Genomic DNA, 15,686 nt, shown 5'->3' with positions numbered 1-15,686 from the left:
CCGCCCAAGACGCCCCCCGCCCCGGCTTCGCCCCGGAGTCCTGGTCCGACCCGGCGCAGCCCCCGCACGCGCCCCAGATCCCCCCGCAGTCCGGCGACCCACGGCACCCCGGTCCGCACCCGCAGGCGCAGCCGCAACCGCTGCCGCCGCAGTCCCACCCCCAGGCTCCCTCCGCGCCCCCGATCGACCCCCGCACCGGTGCCGCCTGGCCGCAGCCCATGCAGCACGACCACCGGCAGCCGGTGAACCCCGGTGCCGCGCCGCTGGGTTACACCGCGGCCGTGGAGCTGTCGTCGGACCGGCTGCTCAGCAACAAGAAGCAGAAGGCGAAGAGCGGCCGGCCGGGTGCCGCGCCCTCCCGGTTCAAGCTGGGCGGCAAGAAGGAAGAGGCCGAGCGGCAGCGGAAGTTGGAGCTGATCCGCACCCCCGTGCTGTCCTGCTACCGGATCGCGGTCATCAGCCTCAAGGGCGGTGTCGGCAAGACCACGACGACCACCGCGCTCGGCTCCACCCTCGCCACCGAACGCCAGGACAAGATCCTCGCGATCGACGCCAACCCGGACGCCGGCACGCTCGGCCGCCGCGTGCGCCGCGAGACCGGTGCCACCATCCGCGACCTGGTCCAGGCGATCCCGTACCTCAACTCGTACATGGACATCCGCCGGTTCACGTCCCAGGCGCCCTCCGGTCTGGAGATCATCGCCAACGACGTCGACCCGGCCGTCTCGACGACCTTCAACGACGAGGACTACCGGCGCGCGATCGACGTGCTGGGCAAGCAGTACCCGATCATCCTCACCGACTCCGGTACGGGTCTCCTCTACAGCGCCATGCGCGGTGTGCTGGACCTCGCCGACCAGCTCATCATCATCTCGACGCCGTCCGTGGACGGTGCGAGCAGCGCGAGTACGACGCTGGACTGGCTGTCGGCGCACGGGTACGCGGACCTCGTCTCGCGCTCGCTCACCGTCATCTCGGGGGTGCGCGAGACCGGCAAGACGATCAAGGTGGAGGACATCGTCAGCCACTTCGAGACGCGCTGCCGCGGTGTCGTGGTCGTGCCGTTCGACGAGCATCTCGCCGCCGGTGCGGAGGTCGACCTCGACATGATGCGGCCGAAGGTCCGGGAGTCGTACTTCAACCTCGCGGCCCTGGTCGCCGAGGACTTCGTCCGCCACCAGCAGATGCACGGCCTGTGGACGAGCGACGGCAACCCCCCGCCGGTGCTGGCCCCGCCGATGCCGGGCCAGCAGGGCTACCCGGGAGCGCAGGGCTATCCCGGACAGCAGGGCTACCCGGCGCAACAGCAGCCGTACCCGGGCCAACCCGCTCCGGGCCAGCAGGCTCCGTACCCTCCGCAGCAGCCCCAACAGCAGCCGGGCCAGCAGCCGTACGGCCAGCAGCCCTACCCCCAGCACCCGGGACAGCAGGCGCAGCCCTACCCGCAGCACCCCGGCTACGCTCAGCCGCCGGAGGGCACCCCGCCCCCGCCGTCCGCACCCCCGCAGCAGTAGCGCCACCCCGAACGCCGAAGGGCGGCTGGTGCCCCATCAAGCACCGGCCGCCCTTCGGCGTCGTAGAAAGTCGTAGGAACGAAAACAGCTACTCGCCGTCGCCGGAGTCCGTGTCCGCCGAGATCAGCTCCCGGCAGCGCTTCACGTCCTGCGCGATCTGCTCCAGCAGACCCTCCAGCGACTCGAACTTCGCCTGGCCGCGCACGAAGGCGAGGAAGTCGACGGCGACGTGCAGGCCGTAGAGGTCGAGGCCGACGCGGTCGATGGCGTAGGCCTCCACCGTGCGCTCGGTGCCGTCGAACTGCGGGTTCGTGCCGACGGAGATCGCGGCCGGCATGGCCTCGCCCTCGACGTGGAGGTAACCGGCGTAGACGCCGTCCGCCGGGATCGCCGTGTGGGGCAGGGTCTCGACGTTGGCCGTCGGGAAGCCCATTTCGCGACCGCGCTGGGCGCCGCGCACGACGACACCCTCGACCCGGTGCGGGCGACCGAGAATCTCGCGGGCGCCCTCGACGTCGCCCTCGGCGACCAGCCGCCTGGTCAGTGTGGAGGAGAAGGGCTCGCCGCCGCCCGCCGCACCGCTCACGTAAAGATCCACCACCTCTACCTCGAAGTCGTATGTCCGGCCCTGCTCGATCAGGAAGGCCACATTGCCCGCGGCCTTGTGGCCGAAGCGGAAGTTGGGGCCCTCGACGACCGCTTTCGCGTGCAGCTTGTCCACCAGGACCTTGACCACGAAGTCGGCCGGGGACAGCTTTGAGAACTCTTTGGTGAACGGCAGGATCAGCGCCGCGTCGACACCCAGCTCGGCCATCAGTTCGGCACGGCGGTGGTGCGGGGCGAGCAGCGGGGGGTGGCTGCCGGGGCGCACGACCTCGCTGGGGTGCGGGTCGAAGGTGACGACGACGGAGGGAACGCCCAGCTCACGGGCGCGTTCCACGGCATGCCGGATGATCAGCTGGTGCCCGCGGTGGACCCCGTCATAAGAACCGATGGTGACGACGCTGCGCCCCCAGTCCTCGGGGATGTCCTCCAAGCCACGCCAGCGCTGCACTGTGACCGCTCCTCATCGAACCCGTGTCCGGATGTAGACCTGTGTCGTTGACCTCTTACGCAGGTCTAAGGGTGCCATGCCGGGGGCTTTCGGCCCGCATCGGCATGGTGGCTGTGACCGGGCGCACGTACGAATCCCGCTAGGCGGGAACCTCCACCCCGGCCAGGTTCTCGATCATGCGCCGGGTGCTGGGTCCGACCACCGCGGCCCAGTCCTCCGGGGTGTCCGCCAGCCAGCGGGCCATCAGCGCGGCGAAGCCCGGCACCTGACGGCCGAGGTCGACGAGTCCGCGGTCGAATCGGGTCGCTCCGGCGGGGGTGCGGACGAGCAGCCGGCCGGTCCGGTGGACGAGGTCGCGGAGCTCGTCGTCGTCGCGCCGGGCCGCCGCGTGCAGCAGCGCGTCCAGTACGGCGGGGTCGTGCTCGTGCGCGAGCAGGAACTCCAGGAGTTCGCGGCGCAGCGGCCGGGAGGCGGGGGTGCCGGGCGCGGCGAGCACGGCGGCGAGGACCGTCCGCACCGGTTCGGGGCCGCCGTCGAGGAGGCCGGTGACCAGAGGGAGGAGGACGGCCCGCGCGGTGGGGCCGTGGTCGAGGCACCGGTCGACGTAGACGCCGAGGTGGGCGGCCGTCTCCGGCCACCGTACGACGGTCTCGCGGACCAGGGCGGCGGCCCGGCGGGCGAGGGCGGGGGTCGTGACCTCGGCGAGCGTGCGGACCGCCTCGCCCGCGTCCGGGCCGTGCAGCCGGGCCCGGAAGGCTTCGAGGACGGGGTCGGAGTGGGTGGTGAGGGCGGCGGCCAGCGCGCTCGGCGGGAACTGCGGGTCGCCGGACGCGAAGTGCCGCAGCGCCTGCGGGAGATGGCGGGCGCGGGTGTGCGGATCGCGGACGAGGAGGGCGAGCGCGCCGCCGTGCAGGGAGCGGTCGGCGGGCCGCGCCAGCAGGAACTGGGCGGCGTAGCGGAGGAGTTCGCGGTCGGCCTCGGTCCGTACGTGCGGGGCGGCCCGCAGCCCGTACGCCACCGCCGCCACCCGCCGCCCCGGCCGCTCGTCGTGCGCCCACCGGTCCACGGCCCGGCACACGGCCGACGGCTCCTCCTCGGCCAGTACGGCGAGGAGTTCGTCGGCCCGCCCGTGCGCACAGCCGACCAGCACCTCGGTCAGATCGTCCAGCGCCCGCCGCCGATGCGTGTGCAGCAGCGCCTGCGCGGCCGTCGCCACGGTCGCGTGCGGGGTCGCGGGCAACGGCCGCTCGTCGTCGAACCACCGGGTCAGCAACGGCTGTACGGTGGCGGGGTCGGCGGCGAGCAACTCGGCGGCGGTGTCCAGGAATCGGGGCCCGCCGCCCTCCTGCGGAGCACCGTCGGCGAGCACCAGCCGCCGCAGCAACTCGAACCGCTCGGCCTCCGGCAGCGCCAGCGAGGTCCAGAAGTCCGGCCCGAACTCCTCCGGTACCTCGCCCTGTTGATGCCGCCGCCCCACCAACTGGTCGGCGAGCAGCCGCAGTACACGGCTGTACGGCGTCGCGTCCGGCACCCGTGCCAGCACTTCGGCGAGCAGCCGCGCGGCCCACCAGGAGTGCGGGTCGGCGTCGAGAGCCTGCGTCAACTCCTTCAGCCGTAGCGCGAGTTGACCAGTGCCGTGCTCACGGGCGAGGAGCAGCAGGGCCTGTACGACGGGGCCGATGCGGTGGTGCGGGACGGGGAGGAGATGCGCGGCCCGCTCGGTGTGCGGGCGGTGCACGAGAGCGTGCAGGGCCTCGTCGAGGTCGAGGTGCGTGCCCTGGATCCAGTCGGCCAACTCCTCGTGGGCGAAGCGGTATCCGCTGCCGGCCGGCACCAGCAGCCCCTCGGTGAGGACGGCGGACGCCCACCCGGTACCACCGCCGAGCCGCGCCGGTGCGGGCCCCCACGGGAACACCGCCTCGAACGCCTCCCGCCCCAACTCCCCCTGCCCCGGCCCGAGACTGCGCCGCGCCGCCTCGTGCACCTGCCCGGACACCTTGGCGGCGAGCCGTCGTACGGCGGTACCGCGCAGGCCGTTCTCGGCGGCGAGCCGGACGGCGACGCGGAGGCACATGAGGTCGAGGTAGGCCGAGAACACGTCGTCGCGGTGGACTCGGGCGGCGGGGGCGGTCGGCAGCGCGGCGAGAACCTCGGAGAGCAGCCGGAGGGTGAGGGGGTGCCGGGCGTCGGCGTCGGCGAGGATGCCCTCCGGGACGCCGTAGGCCGCGCGGGCCCGGCGGGCCTCGTCGTCCCGCAGGTCACCCAGGCGCACACAACTCTCCGAGGTGTCCCCTCCGTACAGCAACTCCGTTGAAAACCCAGCCCCTTCCCAGTACTCCGCCCTGCACCCCACCATCAGCCGCGCCCCGCTCTCCCGCAGCCACTCCCCCGTCCCCCGGGTCCACTCGGCCAGCCGGTGGGCCAGCACGGGCGGCATCTCCTCGGGCCCGTCGAGCAGGAGCAGCAAAGGCCTTCCGGCATCGGCCGCGACCCGCGCCAGCCGCTCGGGGCCGACGTCGCCGAGGCCGCCGGGCAGGGCGACGGAGGCGGCCAGGATGCGGGCGGCCCGCTCCACCGTCCGCCGTACCGCGTCCCCCACCGACGCGTCGCCGTCGCGCAGATCGGCGCCGCGCAGCCACAGCGTGGGGGCCGGTTCCGCACCGCCGCCGCGCCGGGCGGCGAACGCCGCGAGTTCCGTCGTACGACCGCTGCCCGGGGGTCCGACGAGGGCGAGTACGGCGGCCGGGCTGGTGGTGAAGCGGGCGAACTCCCTTGCCACCGAAGGGCGTTCGACCGGATCCGGCACGTATGAGCCCTCGCGGTCGCGGCCGACGAAGCCCGCGAGGGTGCCTGGCGGGCCGTCCGAGCCCACCGAGGTGGCCGTCAGTTCCAGCACGCCTGCCAGGTTGAGGTCGGCGCCGTACGCGGGCACGGTCGCCGCGTTGCGGGCGAGGAGGTCGGCCAGCGGGCCGTCGGGCGCGCGCAGGGGTACCGCGAAGCCCGTGTCCCGCTGTCCGGACTGGAGCGCCGTGCCGAGGACGGCGACCACCGCGCCGGTCACCGTGTCGAGGACCGGTCCGCCGGCCGCTCCGCCGCCCAGCCGCAGCGCGTCCCGGCCGGATGTGCCGATCGCCAACTCCAGTGCGTCGTCGAGGAGATGGAAGCGGTCGGTGGCCGTGTACGTGACGGAGGTCGCGCCCAGGACGCGGGCCTCGCGCCAGCAGCCCGCGGCGATCCGGACGTAGGTGCCGGTCCCGATCCGGTCCCGGACGGTGACGGGGAGCGGGTCGACGCCGAGTCCCTCGGTGCGGACGAGGGCCAGGTCGAGGGCGGGCAGGGGGGTCACCGCGTCGGCGGTCACCAGGCAGCTGCGGTCGCCGGCGGCGTGCAGGACGAGCCGGGGCAGTCCGTCGACGGCCTCGTGGCTGGTGATCACCGTGCCGTGGTGGTCGGCGACGAATCCGGTGCCGCGCGGGCGTCCGGCCAGATCGCGGATCCCCACGAGGCGCTCCGCCGGGGCCGCGATGTGCCGTCGTTCATCTGCGGCGCCGTCGTGGCTGGTCGCGCAGTTCCCCGCGCCCCTTTGGGGCGCTGTCGCATCGCCCCCGGTGGATCGCCGCGGGCCCCGTCCCACCATGGTCGAACCTCCCCGCTGTACCCCTGCCCTGTGTTCGACGGTAGGCGTGGCGTGATCAGCGGGACAGATCGCGTGGTGAACGCGCCCCCTTCCGCTCCCTCGGTTCACTCCGAGCGCCTGCCCAGGTGGGTGAATAGACGAGGAGCGTTGGATACACCCTAGGGGTGGGGGAACCGAGGGGGGACCGTGGAGCGGCGGGAACGTGGACCCCGTGACCGCCGCTCCACGGGCGGGAGTCGAGGCCCCCGGAGAAATCTCCGGGGGTGTCGCTCAGGCGAAGACGGCGAGGCTCTTGGCCTTGCCCTTCTGTTCCTCGACGAGCGCCAGGAAGCGGCCCTCCGGGTCGAAGACGCCGACCGCGCCGAGACCCGCGTACTCCTCGGGCATGTCCAGGCGGACTCCGTTGAGCAGCAGCTTGGCCCGCCTCTCGTCCACCGACCAGCGCGGGAACGCGGCCTTGGCGGCCTCGGCGATCGGCATCACGGTCAGCTCCTGCTGGAGCTGGTCCAGGGTCCTGGCCGTGTCCAGCTTGTACGGGCCTACGCGGGTGCGGCGCAGGGCGGTGAGGTGGCCGCCCACGCCGAGGTCGGCGCCCAGGTCCCGGGCGAGCGCCCGGATGTAGGTGCCGGACGAACAGACCACCGAGACGACCAGGTCGAGGACAGGGGTGCCGTCCTCGGCGACGGCGTCGCGGACGTCGTAGACCGCGAAGGAGGAGATGGTGACGGGGCGGGCGGGGATCTCGAAGTCCTCGCCGTCGCGGGCCCGTTTGTAGGAGCGCACGCCGTTGATCTTGATGGCGCTGACCTTGGACGGGACCTGCATGATCTCGCCGCTGAGCTTGGCGATCCCGGCGTCGACTGCCTCCCGGGTGACCTTCGAGGCGTCGACCGACCCCGTGATCTCGCCCTCGGCGTCGTCGGTCAGGGTGCTTTGGCCCAGGCGGATGGTGCCCAGGTACTCCTTCTCCGTCAGCGCGAGATGGCCGAGGAGCTTTGTCGCCTTCTCGACACCGAGGACGAGCACGCCCGTCGCCATGGGGTCGAGGGTGCCGGCGTGCCCGACGCGGCGGGTGCGGGCGATGCCGCGCATCTTGGCGACCACGTCGTGCGAGGTGAAGCCCGACGGCTTGTCCACGATGACAAGGCCGTCGGGCGTCTGGGTCTTCTGGGTCATTCGGCGGCGTCGTCCTCGTCGTCCGGCTTCTTGTACGGGTCCGCGTCGCCCGCGTAGGCGGCGCCGGCCGAGACCTCGCGCACCTTCTGGTCGGACTGCCGGGCCTTGTCGAGGAGGTCCTCGATGGTCTTGGCGGTGTCCGGCAGGGCGTCCGCGACGAAGGTGAGGGTCGGCGTGAACTTCACGCCGGCCGCGGCACCCACGGCCGAGCGGAGCACGCCCTTGGCGCTCTCCAGACCGGCGGCGGCCGCCGCGCGCTCCTCGTCGTCCCCGTACACGGTGTAGAAGACGGTCGCCTCCCGCAGGTCCCCGGTGACCCGGGTGTCCGTGATGGTGACGTGAGTGCCGAGCCGCGGGTCCTTGATCCCGCGCTGCAGCTTCTGGGCCACCACCTCTCGGATGAGGTCCGCCAGCCTCTTGGCACGCGCGTTGTCGGCCACTGGTCCGTCTCCTTAGTAACTACGTCTTGCTGCTTGCTTCAGTCTTCGTCGCTGTGGAGCCTGCGTCGAACCGAGAGCAGTTCCACCTCGGGCCGCCCGGCCACCAGCCGTTCACAGCGGTCCAGTACGTCGGTGAGGTGTCCCGTGTCCCCGGAGACCACCGCGAGCCCGATCTCGGCCCTGCGGTGCAGGTCCTGACTGCCCGTCTCGGCCGCGCTCACCGCGTACTTGCGCTGGAGTTCGGCCACGATCGGACGGACGAGAGAGCGTTTCTCCTTCAGCGAGTGGACGTCGCCGAGGAGCAGATCGAAGGACAGAGTCCCCACATACATGTGTGTCCGGATGTCCCGCCGGTTCGGGGTATGGGCGCCGGTCTCGGACGCCGATACAGGAACCGTACACGCAACGGCCGGGGCCGATCGACGGAATTCTGTCTCCGCCGACCGGCCCCGATCGCGTGCTGTGACGATCAGCCGCGAGGCTTCTCGCGCATCTCGTACGTCGCGATGACGTCGTCGACCTTGATGTCGTTGAAGTTGCCGAGGTTGATACCGCCCTCGAACCCTTCGCGGATCTCGGTGACGTCGTCCTTGAAGCGACGCAGACCGGAGATGGTGAGGCTCTCCGCGATGACCTTGCCGTCGCGGACGAGGCGCGCCTTGGTGTTGCGCTTGACCTCTCCGGAGCGGACCAGGACACCGGCGATGTTGCCCAGCTTGGACGACTTGAAGACCTCGCGGATCTCCGCCGTGCCGAGCTCGACCTCCTCGTACTCCGGCTTGAGCATGCCCTTGAGGGCCGCCTCGATCTCCTCGATGGCCTGGTAGATCACCGAGTAGTACCGGACGTCGACGCCCTCGCGCTCCGCCATCTGCGCCGCTCGGCCCGCTGCGCGGACGTTGAAGCCGATGACGATCGCGTCGGAGCCGGTCGCCAGGTCGATGTCCGACTCGGTGACCGCACCCACGCCGCGGTGCAGGACGCGGATGTCGACCTCGTCGCCGACGTCGAGCTGGAGCAGCGAGGACTCGAGAGCCTCCACCGAACCGGACGCGTCGCCCTTGATGATGAGGTTGAGTTCCTGCACCAGACCGGCCTTGAGGGCCTCGTCCAGGTTCTCCAGGGAGAACCGGACTCCGCGCCGGGCGAAGTTGGCGTTGCGCTCGCGCGCCGCGCGCTTCTCGGCGATCTGACGTGCCGTGCGGTCCTCGTCGACGACGAGGAAGTTGTCGCCGGCGCCCGGGACGTTGGTGAGTCCGAGGACGAGGACCGGGGTCGAGGGACCCGCCTCTTCCACGTTGTCGCCCTTGTCGTCGAGCATCGCGCGGACACGGCCGTAGGCGTCGCCGACCACCATGGTGTCGCCGACCCGCAGGGTGCCGCGCTGGACCAGGACGGTCGCGACGGCGCCGCGACCACGGTCGAGGTGGGACTCGATCGCGATGCCCTGCGCGTCCTGCTCCGGGTTGGCCCGCAGGTCGAGCGAGGCGTCCGCGGTCAGGACCACGGCCTCGAGCAGCTGGTCGATGTTCAGACCCTGCTTGGCGGAGATGTCGACGAACATGGTGTCGCCGCCGTACTCCTCGGCCACCAGACCGAACTCGGTGAGCTGACCGCGCACCTTGGTCGGGTCGGCGCCCTCGACGTCGATCTTGTTGACCGCGACCACGATCGGCACGTCGGCCGCCTTGGCGTGGTTCAACGCCTCGATCGTCTGGGGCATCACACCGTCGTTGGCCGCCACCACGAGGATCGCGATGTCGGTCGACTTGGCACCACGGGCACGCATGGCGGTGAACGCCTCGTGACCCGGGGTGTCGATGAAGGTGATCTTGCGCTCTTCGTCGTTGACCTCGGTCGTGACCTGGTACGCGCCGATGTGCTGCGTGATACCGCCGGCCTCGCCCGCGACGACGTTCGTCTTGCGGATGGTGTCGAGGAGTCGGGTCTTACCGTGGTCGACGTGACCCATGACGGTCACGACCGGCGGACGCGCGACGAGGAACTCCTCGCCACCCTCGTCCTCGCCGAACTCGATGTCGAAGGACTCGAGCAGCTCGCGGTCCTCCTCCTCGGGGCTGACGATCTCGAGGACGAAGTTCATCTCGTCCGCGAGGAGCTTCAGCGTCTCGTCGGAGACGGACTGCGTGGCAGTGACCATCTCGCCGAGGTTCATCATCACGCCGACGAGCGACGCCGGGTTGGCGTTGATCTTCTCGGCGAAGTCGGTGAGGGACGCACCGCGCGACAGACGGACGGACTGTCCGTTGCCACGAGGCAGCATCACACCGCCGACCGACGGGGCCTGCATGGCCTCGTACTCCTGGCGCCTCTGCCGCTTCGACTTGCGACCACGACGCGCGGGACCACCGGGACGGCCGAAGGCGCCCTGTGTGCCACCACGGCCACCCGGACCACCGGGACGACCGCCGAAGCCGGGACGGCCACCGCCGCCACCCGCCGGAGCACCCGGACGGCCGGCGAAACCGCCGCCACCGCCACCGGGACCCGCGGGACGACCGGCGAAACCGCCACCGCCGCCACCGGGACGACCGGCGAAGCCGCCGCCGCCACCGGGACGACCGCCGCCGCCGGGACCGCCCGGACGACCGCCGCCGGCACCGGGACCACGGCCACCGGGGCCGCCACCGGGACGGGGGCTGCTACCGGCAGCGGGACGCTGCGGCATCATGCCGGGGTTCGGACGGTTGCCACCGGGGCCACCGCCCGGACGCGGAGCGCCGCCCTGCGGACGGGGCATGCCGCCCGGGGTCGGACGCGCGCCACCCGGAGCACCGGGACGGGGACCGCCCGCGGCACCCTGGGGACGGGGACCACCCTGACCGGCACCCTGCGGACGCGGAGCGCCGCCGGGAGCACCGCCCGGGCGGTCCTGGCCGCCGGGACGCGGGGCACCGGGACGGGGCGCGCCGGGGCGCGCCATGCCGGTGGAGCCGCCGGAGGTGAAGGGGTTGTTGCCCGGACGGGGACCGGCCGGACGAGCACCGGGGCGTGCGCCCTGGCCACCCGGACGCGGAGCGCCGGGACGGTCGCCGCCACGCTCGGGGCGGTCGCCACGACCCTGACCGCCCTGACCGGGACCGGCCGGACGTGCAGCGCCCGGACGGGGCGCCTGGCTCGCCGGACGCGGGGCGCCCGGACGAGGTGCGGAACCGCCGGTGGAGGCAGGGGCGGCCGGAGCCGCGGGAGCCGCCGGAGGCGCGGTGAACTCGGGCGCGGTCGGCGCCGGCGAGACCGGGGCGGGCCGCGGCGCGGGCCTCGGGCCCGGACGGGGACCACCGGTGGAGGCCGGGGCTGCGGGCGCGGCCGGGGCTGCGGGAGCCGCGGCGGCGCTGTCCGCGACGACCGGCTTCGGGGCCGGCGGACGCGGCGCGGCGGGGCCCGGACGGGCACCCTGCGCCGGAGAGGGGGCGCCCGGACGTGCCGGGGCAGCCTTGCGTGCGGGGGCGGGCTTGCCGCCTCCGCTGCCCTGCTGGAGGGCGTCTGTCAGCTTGCGTACAACGGGCGCCTCGATCGTCGAGGACGCCGAACGGACAAATTCACCGAGTTCTTGGAGCTTGGCCATGACGACCTTGCTCTCCACCCCGAACTCCTTGGCGAGTTCGTATACCCGGACCTTAGCCACTTCGCTCCTTTTAGGTCCGGGTGCGTCCGGACCGTCGCTACTTCATGGGCGTACTCATCGCGTGCTCATCGAGTGCTCATCGCAATCTCGACCTACTTCCAACTCGCGGAATACCGGGCCGCACGGAGGTTCCGTACGACTCGCTCTTACGGTGTTGCCTGCTCGACGTGGAGACGCAACGCCTTTGTGTCGAGCGTCCCCTGGGCACGCAGCGCCCGTGGGAACGCCCGGCGGCGTACCGCCAGGTCGAGACAGACCAGGGCGGGGTGCAGATATGCGCCCCGGCCGGGCAGCGTACCGCGATGATCGGGGACGCATTCGCCCTCGACCGCCACGATCCGCAGCAGTTCCTTCTTGGCCGCTCGCTCCCGACACCCCACACAGGTGCGTTCAGGGCATGCGCGGGCTCGCGTCCGGCCAGACACGTCTAAGTCTACCTCCCCGCACCGACCTCACCCCTTCGGGGCAAGAATCGAACGGCTGTTGTCGTGATCTAAGCCACTGGCGGCCGAGAACTATTCCCCTGGCTGGTCGGACGGCTGTTCGGTGTCCGGACGGATGTCGATCCGCCAGCCCGTGAGGCGGGCCGCGAGCCGGGCATTCTGCCCTTCCTTGCCGATCGCCAGCGACAGCTGGTAGTCCGGCACCGTCACGCGCGCGGAACGGGTCGCGAGGTCCACCACCTCGACCTTGGAGACCCGCGCCGGGGACAGCGCGTTGGCCACCATCTCGGCCGGGTCGTCCGACCAGTCGACGATGTCGATCTTCTCGCCGTGCAGCTCGCCCATCACCGCGCGCACCCGGCCGCCCATGGGGCCGATGCAGGCGCCCTTGGCGTTCAGGCCGCTGCGGGTGGAGCGGACGGCGATCTTCGTGCGGTGGCCGGCCTCACGCGCGATGGCGGCGATCTCCACCGACCCGTCGGCGACCTCCGGCACCTCCATGGCGAACAGCGCCTTCACCAGGTTGGGGTGCGTACGGGACAGGGTCACGGACGGACCGCGCATGCCCTTCGCCACCCGGACGACGTACGACCGCAGGCGCAGCCCGTGCGGGTACTCCTCGCCCGGCACCTGCTCCTGCACCGGCAGGATGGCCTCCAGCTTGCCGATGTCGACGAGCACGTTCTTCGGGTCGCGGCCCTGCTGGACCACACCGGCGACGATGTCGCCCTCACGGCCGGCGAACTCGCCGAACGTCACCTCGTCCTCGGCGTCCCGCAGCCGCTGCAGGATGACCTGCTTGGCGGTGGTGGCGGCGATCCGGCCGAAGTCGGACGGGGTGTCGTCGAACTCGCGCGGCTCCTCCCCCTCCTCCAGGTCCTCGGGGTCCTCTTTCGCCCAGACCGTCACATGGCCGTTCTCACGGTCGAGCACCACGCGCGCGTGGCGGCGGCTTCCCTCGGTGCGGTGGTAGGCGATGAGGAGGGCCGACTCGATCGCTCCGACCAGCAGGTCGAAGGAGATCTCCTTCTCCCGTACCAGGCCCCGCAGGGCACTCATGTCGATGTCCACGGCTACGCCTCCTCTGCGTTCTCTGTGTTTTCTTCGTGCTCTTCGTTCTTGCTCTTACGGTTGAACTCGACCTGCACGCGGGCCTTGACGACATCCGCGAAGGCGAGCCGCCTGGCGGTGGGCTTGCGCCCCTTCACACCCGGCACCTCCACATCGATCCCGTCGTCGTCCACGCCGAGGATCCGGGCGACCAGCTCACCGCTCTCGGCCAGCTGGAACTTCACCAGCCGGTCGGTGGCGCGCACGTAGTGACGGTGCTCGGTGAGCTCGCGCTCGGCACCGGGGGTCCCGACCTCGAGGGTGTACTCGCCGGCGCCCATCGCGTCGGTCTCGTCGAGCTTCGCGGAGAGCGCGCGGCTCACATCCGCGATCTGGTCCAGATCGGCACCCGTGTCGGAATCGACGACCACGCGCAGCACCCGCTTGCGTCCGACCGAGTCCACTTCGACCTCTTCGAGATCGAGTCCCTGGGAGCTGACGAGCGGTTCCAGCAGTACTCGCAGCCTCTCGCTCTGGGTCGTGCTCATCCGGGTGACTCCTCGGCCGCGTGTGCTGTTGTGGGTAGGGCGCGTGTCTGCTCAAAGGGTATCCGGTCCTGGGGTGTGTTGCCGTCCACCTGCGGACAGACCGGTGCCGGTGACTGGCAGGGATCCGGTGCGCGGGTACCGTGATCACGGGCGCGCAGCCCTTCCCGTGTTTTCGTTCGTACGAGCCCCCCGAGGACGATCCGCCGTGCCGTTCCCCCCACCTCCGCGCACCCTCACGGGACCGCGCAGAAGGAGCCTGCTCGCCTCGGCCGCCGGAGCCGCGCTCCTGGTGGGCTGCTCCACCGACGGCGACGACACCGAGAACACCGCGGGCAGCCCCTCGGCCGCCGAACGCGCACGCGCGCGTGCGGCCTCCGACAGCGAGGCCCTGCTCCAGCACTACGACGCGGTACTCGCCGCCCACCCGACGCTCGCGGAGCGCCTGACCCCGCTCCGCGCGGAGGTCGTCCGGCACGCGACGGCCTTCGGGGGCAGCGGTTCCACGCCGTCTTCTACGGCCACTGCCGAGCCGTCGGCCTCGGCTTCGGCCTCCGCCGTGCCCGCGACCGCGAGCGACGCCCTGGCCGGGCTGGCGGCGGCCGAGCGGAGCCTCGCCGACAAGCGGGCCAAGGCGCTGCTCGACGTACCGGGCGAGCTGGCCCGGCTGCTGGCCTCGGTGGCGGCGGCCGGGGCAGGGCACGCGTATCTGCTGACGGAGGATGCCAAGTGAGCGAGGAGAAGGCCGCGGAACTGACCGCACTGCAGGCGGCCCTGGCCGCCGAGCACGCGGCGGTCTACGGCTACGGCGTGGTCGGCGGCCGTATCCGCGAGGGCCGGCGCACCGAGGCCAAGGCGGCCTACGACGGACACCGGGCCCGGCGGGACGCCCTGGTCCGGGAGGTACGAGACCTCGGCGGCAAGCCGGTGGCCGCGTCGGCCGCGTACGCGCTGCCGTTCGCGGTACCGGACTCGGCCGCCGCCGTACGGCTCGCCGCCGAGCTGGAGGAACGGGTCGCCGGGGTCTACTCCGACCTGGTGCGGGCGTCGACCGGCGGGGTGCGCGGCATCGCCGCGGAGGCGCTGCGGGAAGCGGCGGTCCGGGCGGTGCGCTGGCGCGGCGGCAGCGTACCCTTCCCAGGTCTCGCCGAGCGGGCCGCGACCCCCACGGCCTCGGCGACACCCACGGCGTAACACCGCACCGGGCCGCAGGACCGTACGAAGGGAACAACTCGCGCATGGCTTTCGAACCGCCGCAGCGTCTGGTGAGGGCGCTCGGTGAGACGGCACCGAGCGGTGACGACTGGTTGGAGAAGCTGCCCGAGGTGGCCCAACAGGCCGTTGATCTACGCGAGTTGACCACGGAACGGGTGCAGGTGCCCGGCGGGCGCAGCAGCCTGGTCGTGCTGGTACGGCGGGCCGACGGAACGCCTGCGGTCCTGAAGCTGGCCCCGCGCAGGGCCCGGCCGGAGAGCGAGCGGGCCGCGCTCGCGCACTGGGGCGGCCGGGGGGCCGTACAGCTAATTGAGGCGGCTGCCGGTGAGGGGGTGCTTCTGCTGGAGCGGTTGCATCCGGATGTGTCGGTGCGGTCGTTGCCCGAGGCGAAGGCGTTGCTGGAGGCGGCGGGGGCGTTGCGGCGGCTGTGGGTGGAGCCGCCCGCGGATCATGTTTTCGAGACCGTGAGCGAGCGGACCGGCCGGCAGGCGGAGGTGATGCGGGGCGCGTCCGCGGAGGTGGCCCCGCTGGTGAACGCGGCTCTCGAAGCACGTGAGGAGCTACTGGCCGCGCCGCCTGAGGTGCGGTTGCTGCATGGCACTTTTCGGCAGAGCAAGGTGCTGGCCGGGGATCGGGTGCCGTGGTTGGCCGTGGGGCCGGATCCGGTGGTGGGTGAGTGCGCCTTCGATCTGGCTCGGTTGGTGCGGGATCGGGTGGAGGATCTGATCGCGACGCCTTCGGGGGCGTCCACAACTCGGCGGCGGATCAAGCGACTTGCCGAGTCTCTTGATGTGGATCAGGAGCGGTTGCGGGGGTGGACGTTGTTCCGGGCTGTTGAGTCGGGAGTGCGGGCGTTGCGGGTGGGGCGGCCTCGGGATGCCGAGTTGTTGCTGGAATTTGCCGGGTGGCTCTAGGTCGTGGTGTGACTGCGGCTGAGTGAGGGCTGGGCGCGCCCACGCGGCGGAG

At 72.2% G+C, this 15,686-nt stretch carries 13 protein-coding genes; 4 read left to right on the top strand and 9 right to left on the bottom strand.

Translation table 11 applies throughout. The features are described from left to right. On the top strand, positions 1-1,514 hold a 1,514-nt coding region (locus tag SSP08S_RS48090), incomplete at its 5' end, for a MinD/ParA family ATP-binding protein (protein WP_019074822.1). Between the two features lie 88 nt (positions 1,515-1,602). On the opposite strand, the gene SSP08S_RS48085 is transcribed toward SSP08S_RS48090, so the two are convergent. From SSP08S_RS48085 to rimP, 9 genes are all read right to left on the bottom strand, one after another. Next, positions 1,603-2,568, bottom strand: a complete 966-nt coding sequence (locus SSP08S_RS48085; RefSeq protein WP_026179453.1) for a bifunctional riboflavin kinase/FAD synthetase — start codon at positions 2,566-2,568, stop codon at positions 1,603-1,605. Positions 2,569-2,707: 139 nt separating this feature from the next. Further along, on the bottom strand, positions 2,708-6,205 hold the full coding sequence (locus SSP08S_RS48080) for a trypsin-like peptidase domain-containing protein (RefSeq protein WP_439654606.1): 3,498 nt from the start codon (positions 6,203-6,205) through the stop codon (positions 2,708-2,710). Between the two features lie 270 nt (positions 6,206-6,475). Continuing rightward, complete coding sequence (truB, locus tag SSP08S_RS48075) at positions 6,476-7,381, bottom strand: tRNA pseudouridine(55) synthase TruB (RefSeq protein WP_019074819.1); 906 nt, start codon at positions 7,379-7,381, stop codon at positions 6,476-6,478. Then, on the bottom strand, positions 7,378-7,821 hold the full coding sequence (rbfA, locus tag SSP08S_RS48070) for a 30S ribosome-binding factor RbfA (protein WP_019074818.1): 444 nt from the start codon (positions 7,819-7,821) through the stop codon (positions 7,378-7,380). The genes truB and rbfA overlap by 4 nt, the downstream gene beginning before the upstream one ends. Positions 7,822-7,859: 38 nt before the next feature. Continuing rightward, positions 7,860-8,153, bottom strand: coding sequence for a DUF503 domain-containing protein (locus SSP08S_RS48065; protein ID WP_019074817.1), 294 nt, complete (start codon positions 8,151-8,153; stop codon positions 7,860-7,862). Between the two features lie 137 nt (positions 8,154-8,290). Beyond that, entirely contained in the window at positions 8,291-11,467 is a 3,177-nt protein-coding gene (gene infB, locus SSP08S_RS60280) for a translation initiation factor IF-2 (protein WP_078532799.1), read from the bottom strand. 146 nt (positions 11,468-11,613) lie between these two features. Further along, positions 11,614-11,892: a YlxR family protein gene (locus SSP08S_RS60275; protein WP_078532798.1), complete on the bottom strand. Its 279-nt coding sequence runs from the start codon at positions 11,890-11,892 to the stop codon at positions 11,614-11,616. Positions 11,893-11,982: 90 nt separating this feature from the next. Further along, positions 11,983-12,981 (bottom strand): transcription termination factor NusA, encoded by a 999-nt coding sequence (gene nusA / locus SSP08S_RS48050; RefSeq protein WP_019074814.1) that lies wholly within the window; start codon positions 12,979-12,981, stop codon positions 11,983-11,985. Positions 12,982-12,983: 2 nt separating this feature from the next. Continuing rightward, a complete protein-coding gene (gene rimP / locus SSP08S_RS48045; protein WP_019074813.1) occupies positions 12,984-13,508 on the bottom strand; it encodes a ribosome maturation factor RimP in 525 nt (174 codons plus the stop codon). A 205-nt stretch (positions 13,509-13,713) separates the two neighbouring features. Here rimP and SSP08S_RS48040 point away from each other — a divergent pair, with 205 nt between their 5' ends. Genes SSP08S_RS48040 through SSP08S_RS48030 form a run of 3 tightly spaced genes read left to right on the top strand, consistent with a single transcriptional unit; the run spans position 13,714 to position 15,634 of the window. Further along, positions 13,714-14,238, top strand: a complete 525-nt coding sequence (locus tag SSP08S_RS48040) for a hypothetical protein (protein ID WP_026179452.1) — start codon at positions 13,714-13,716, stop codon at positions 14,236-14,238. Beyond that, positions 14,235-14,699, top strand: a complete 465-nt coding sequence (locus SSP08S_RS48035) for a ferritin-like domain-containing protein (RefSeq protein WP_019074811.1) — start codon at positions 14,235-14,237, stop codon at positions 14,697-14,699. Before SSP08S_RS48040 ends, SSP08S_RS48035 begins: the two co-directional genes overlap by 4 nt. Positions 14,700-14,743: 44 nt before the next feature. Then, positions 14,744-15,634, top strand: a complete 891-nt coding sequence (locus SSP08S_RS48030) for an aminoglycoside phosphotransferase family protein (RefSeq protein ID WP_019074810.1) — start codon at positions 14,744-14,746, stop codon at positions 15,632-15,634. Positions 15,635-15,686 lie beyond the last annotated feature (52 nt).

The sequence above is a fragment of the Streptomyces hokutonensis genome, from assembly GCF_000376565.1.
Classification (GTDB): domain Bacteria; phylum Actinomycetota; class Actinomycetes; order Streptomycetales; family Streptomycetaceae; genus Streptomyces; species Streptomyces hokutonensis.
This window is presented reverse-complemented; position numbering and strand designations above follow the sequence as displayed.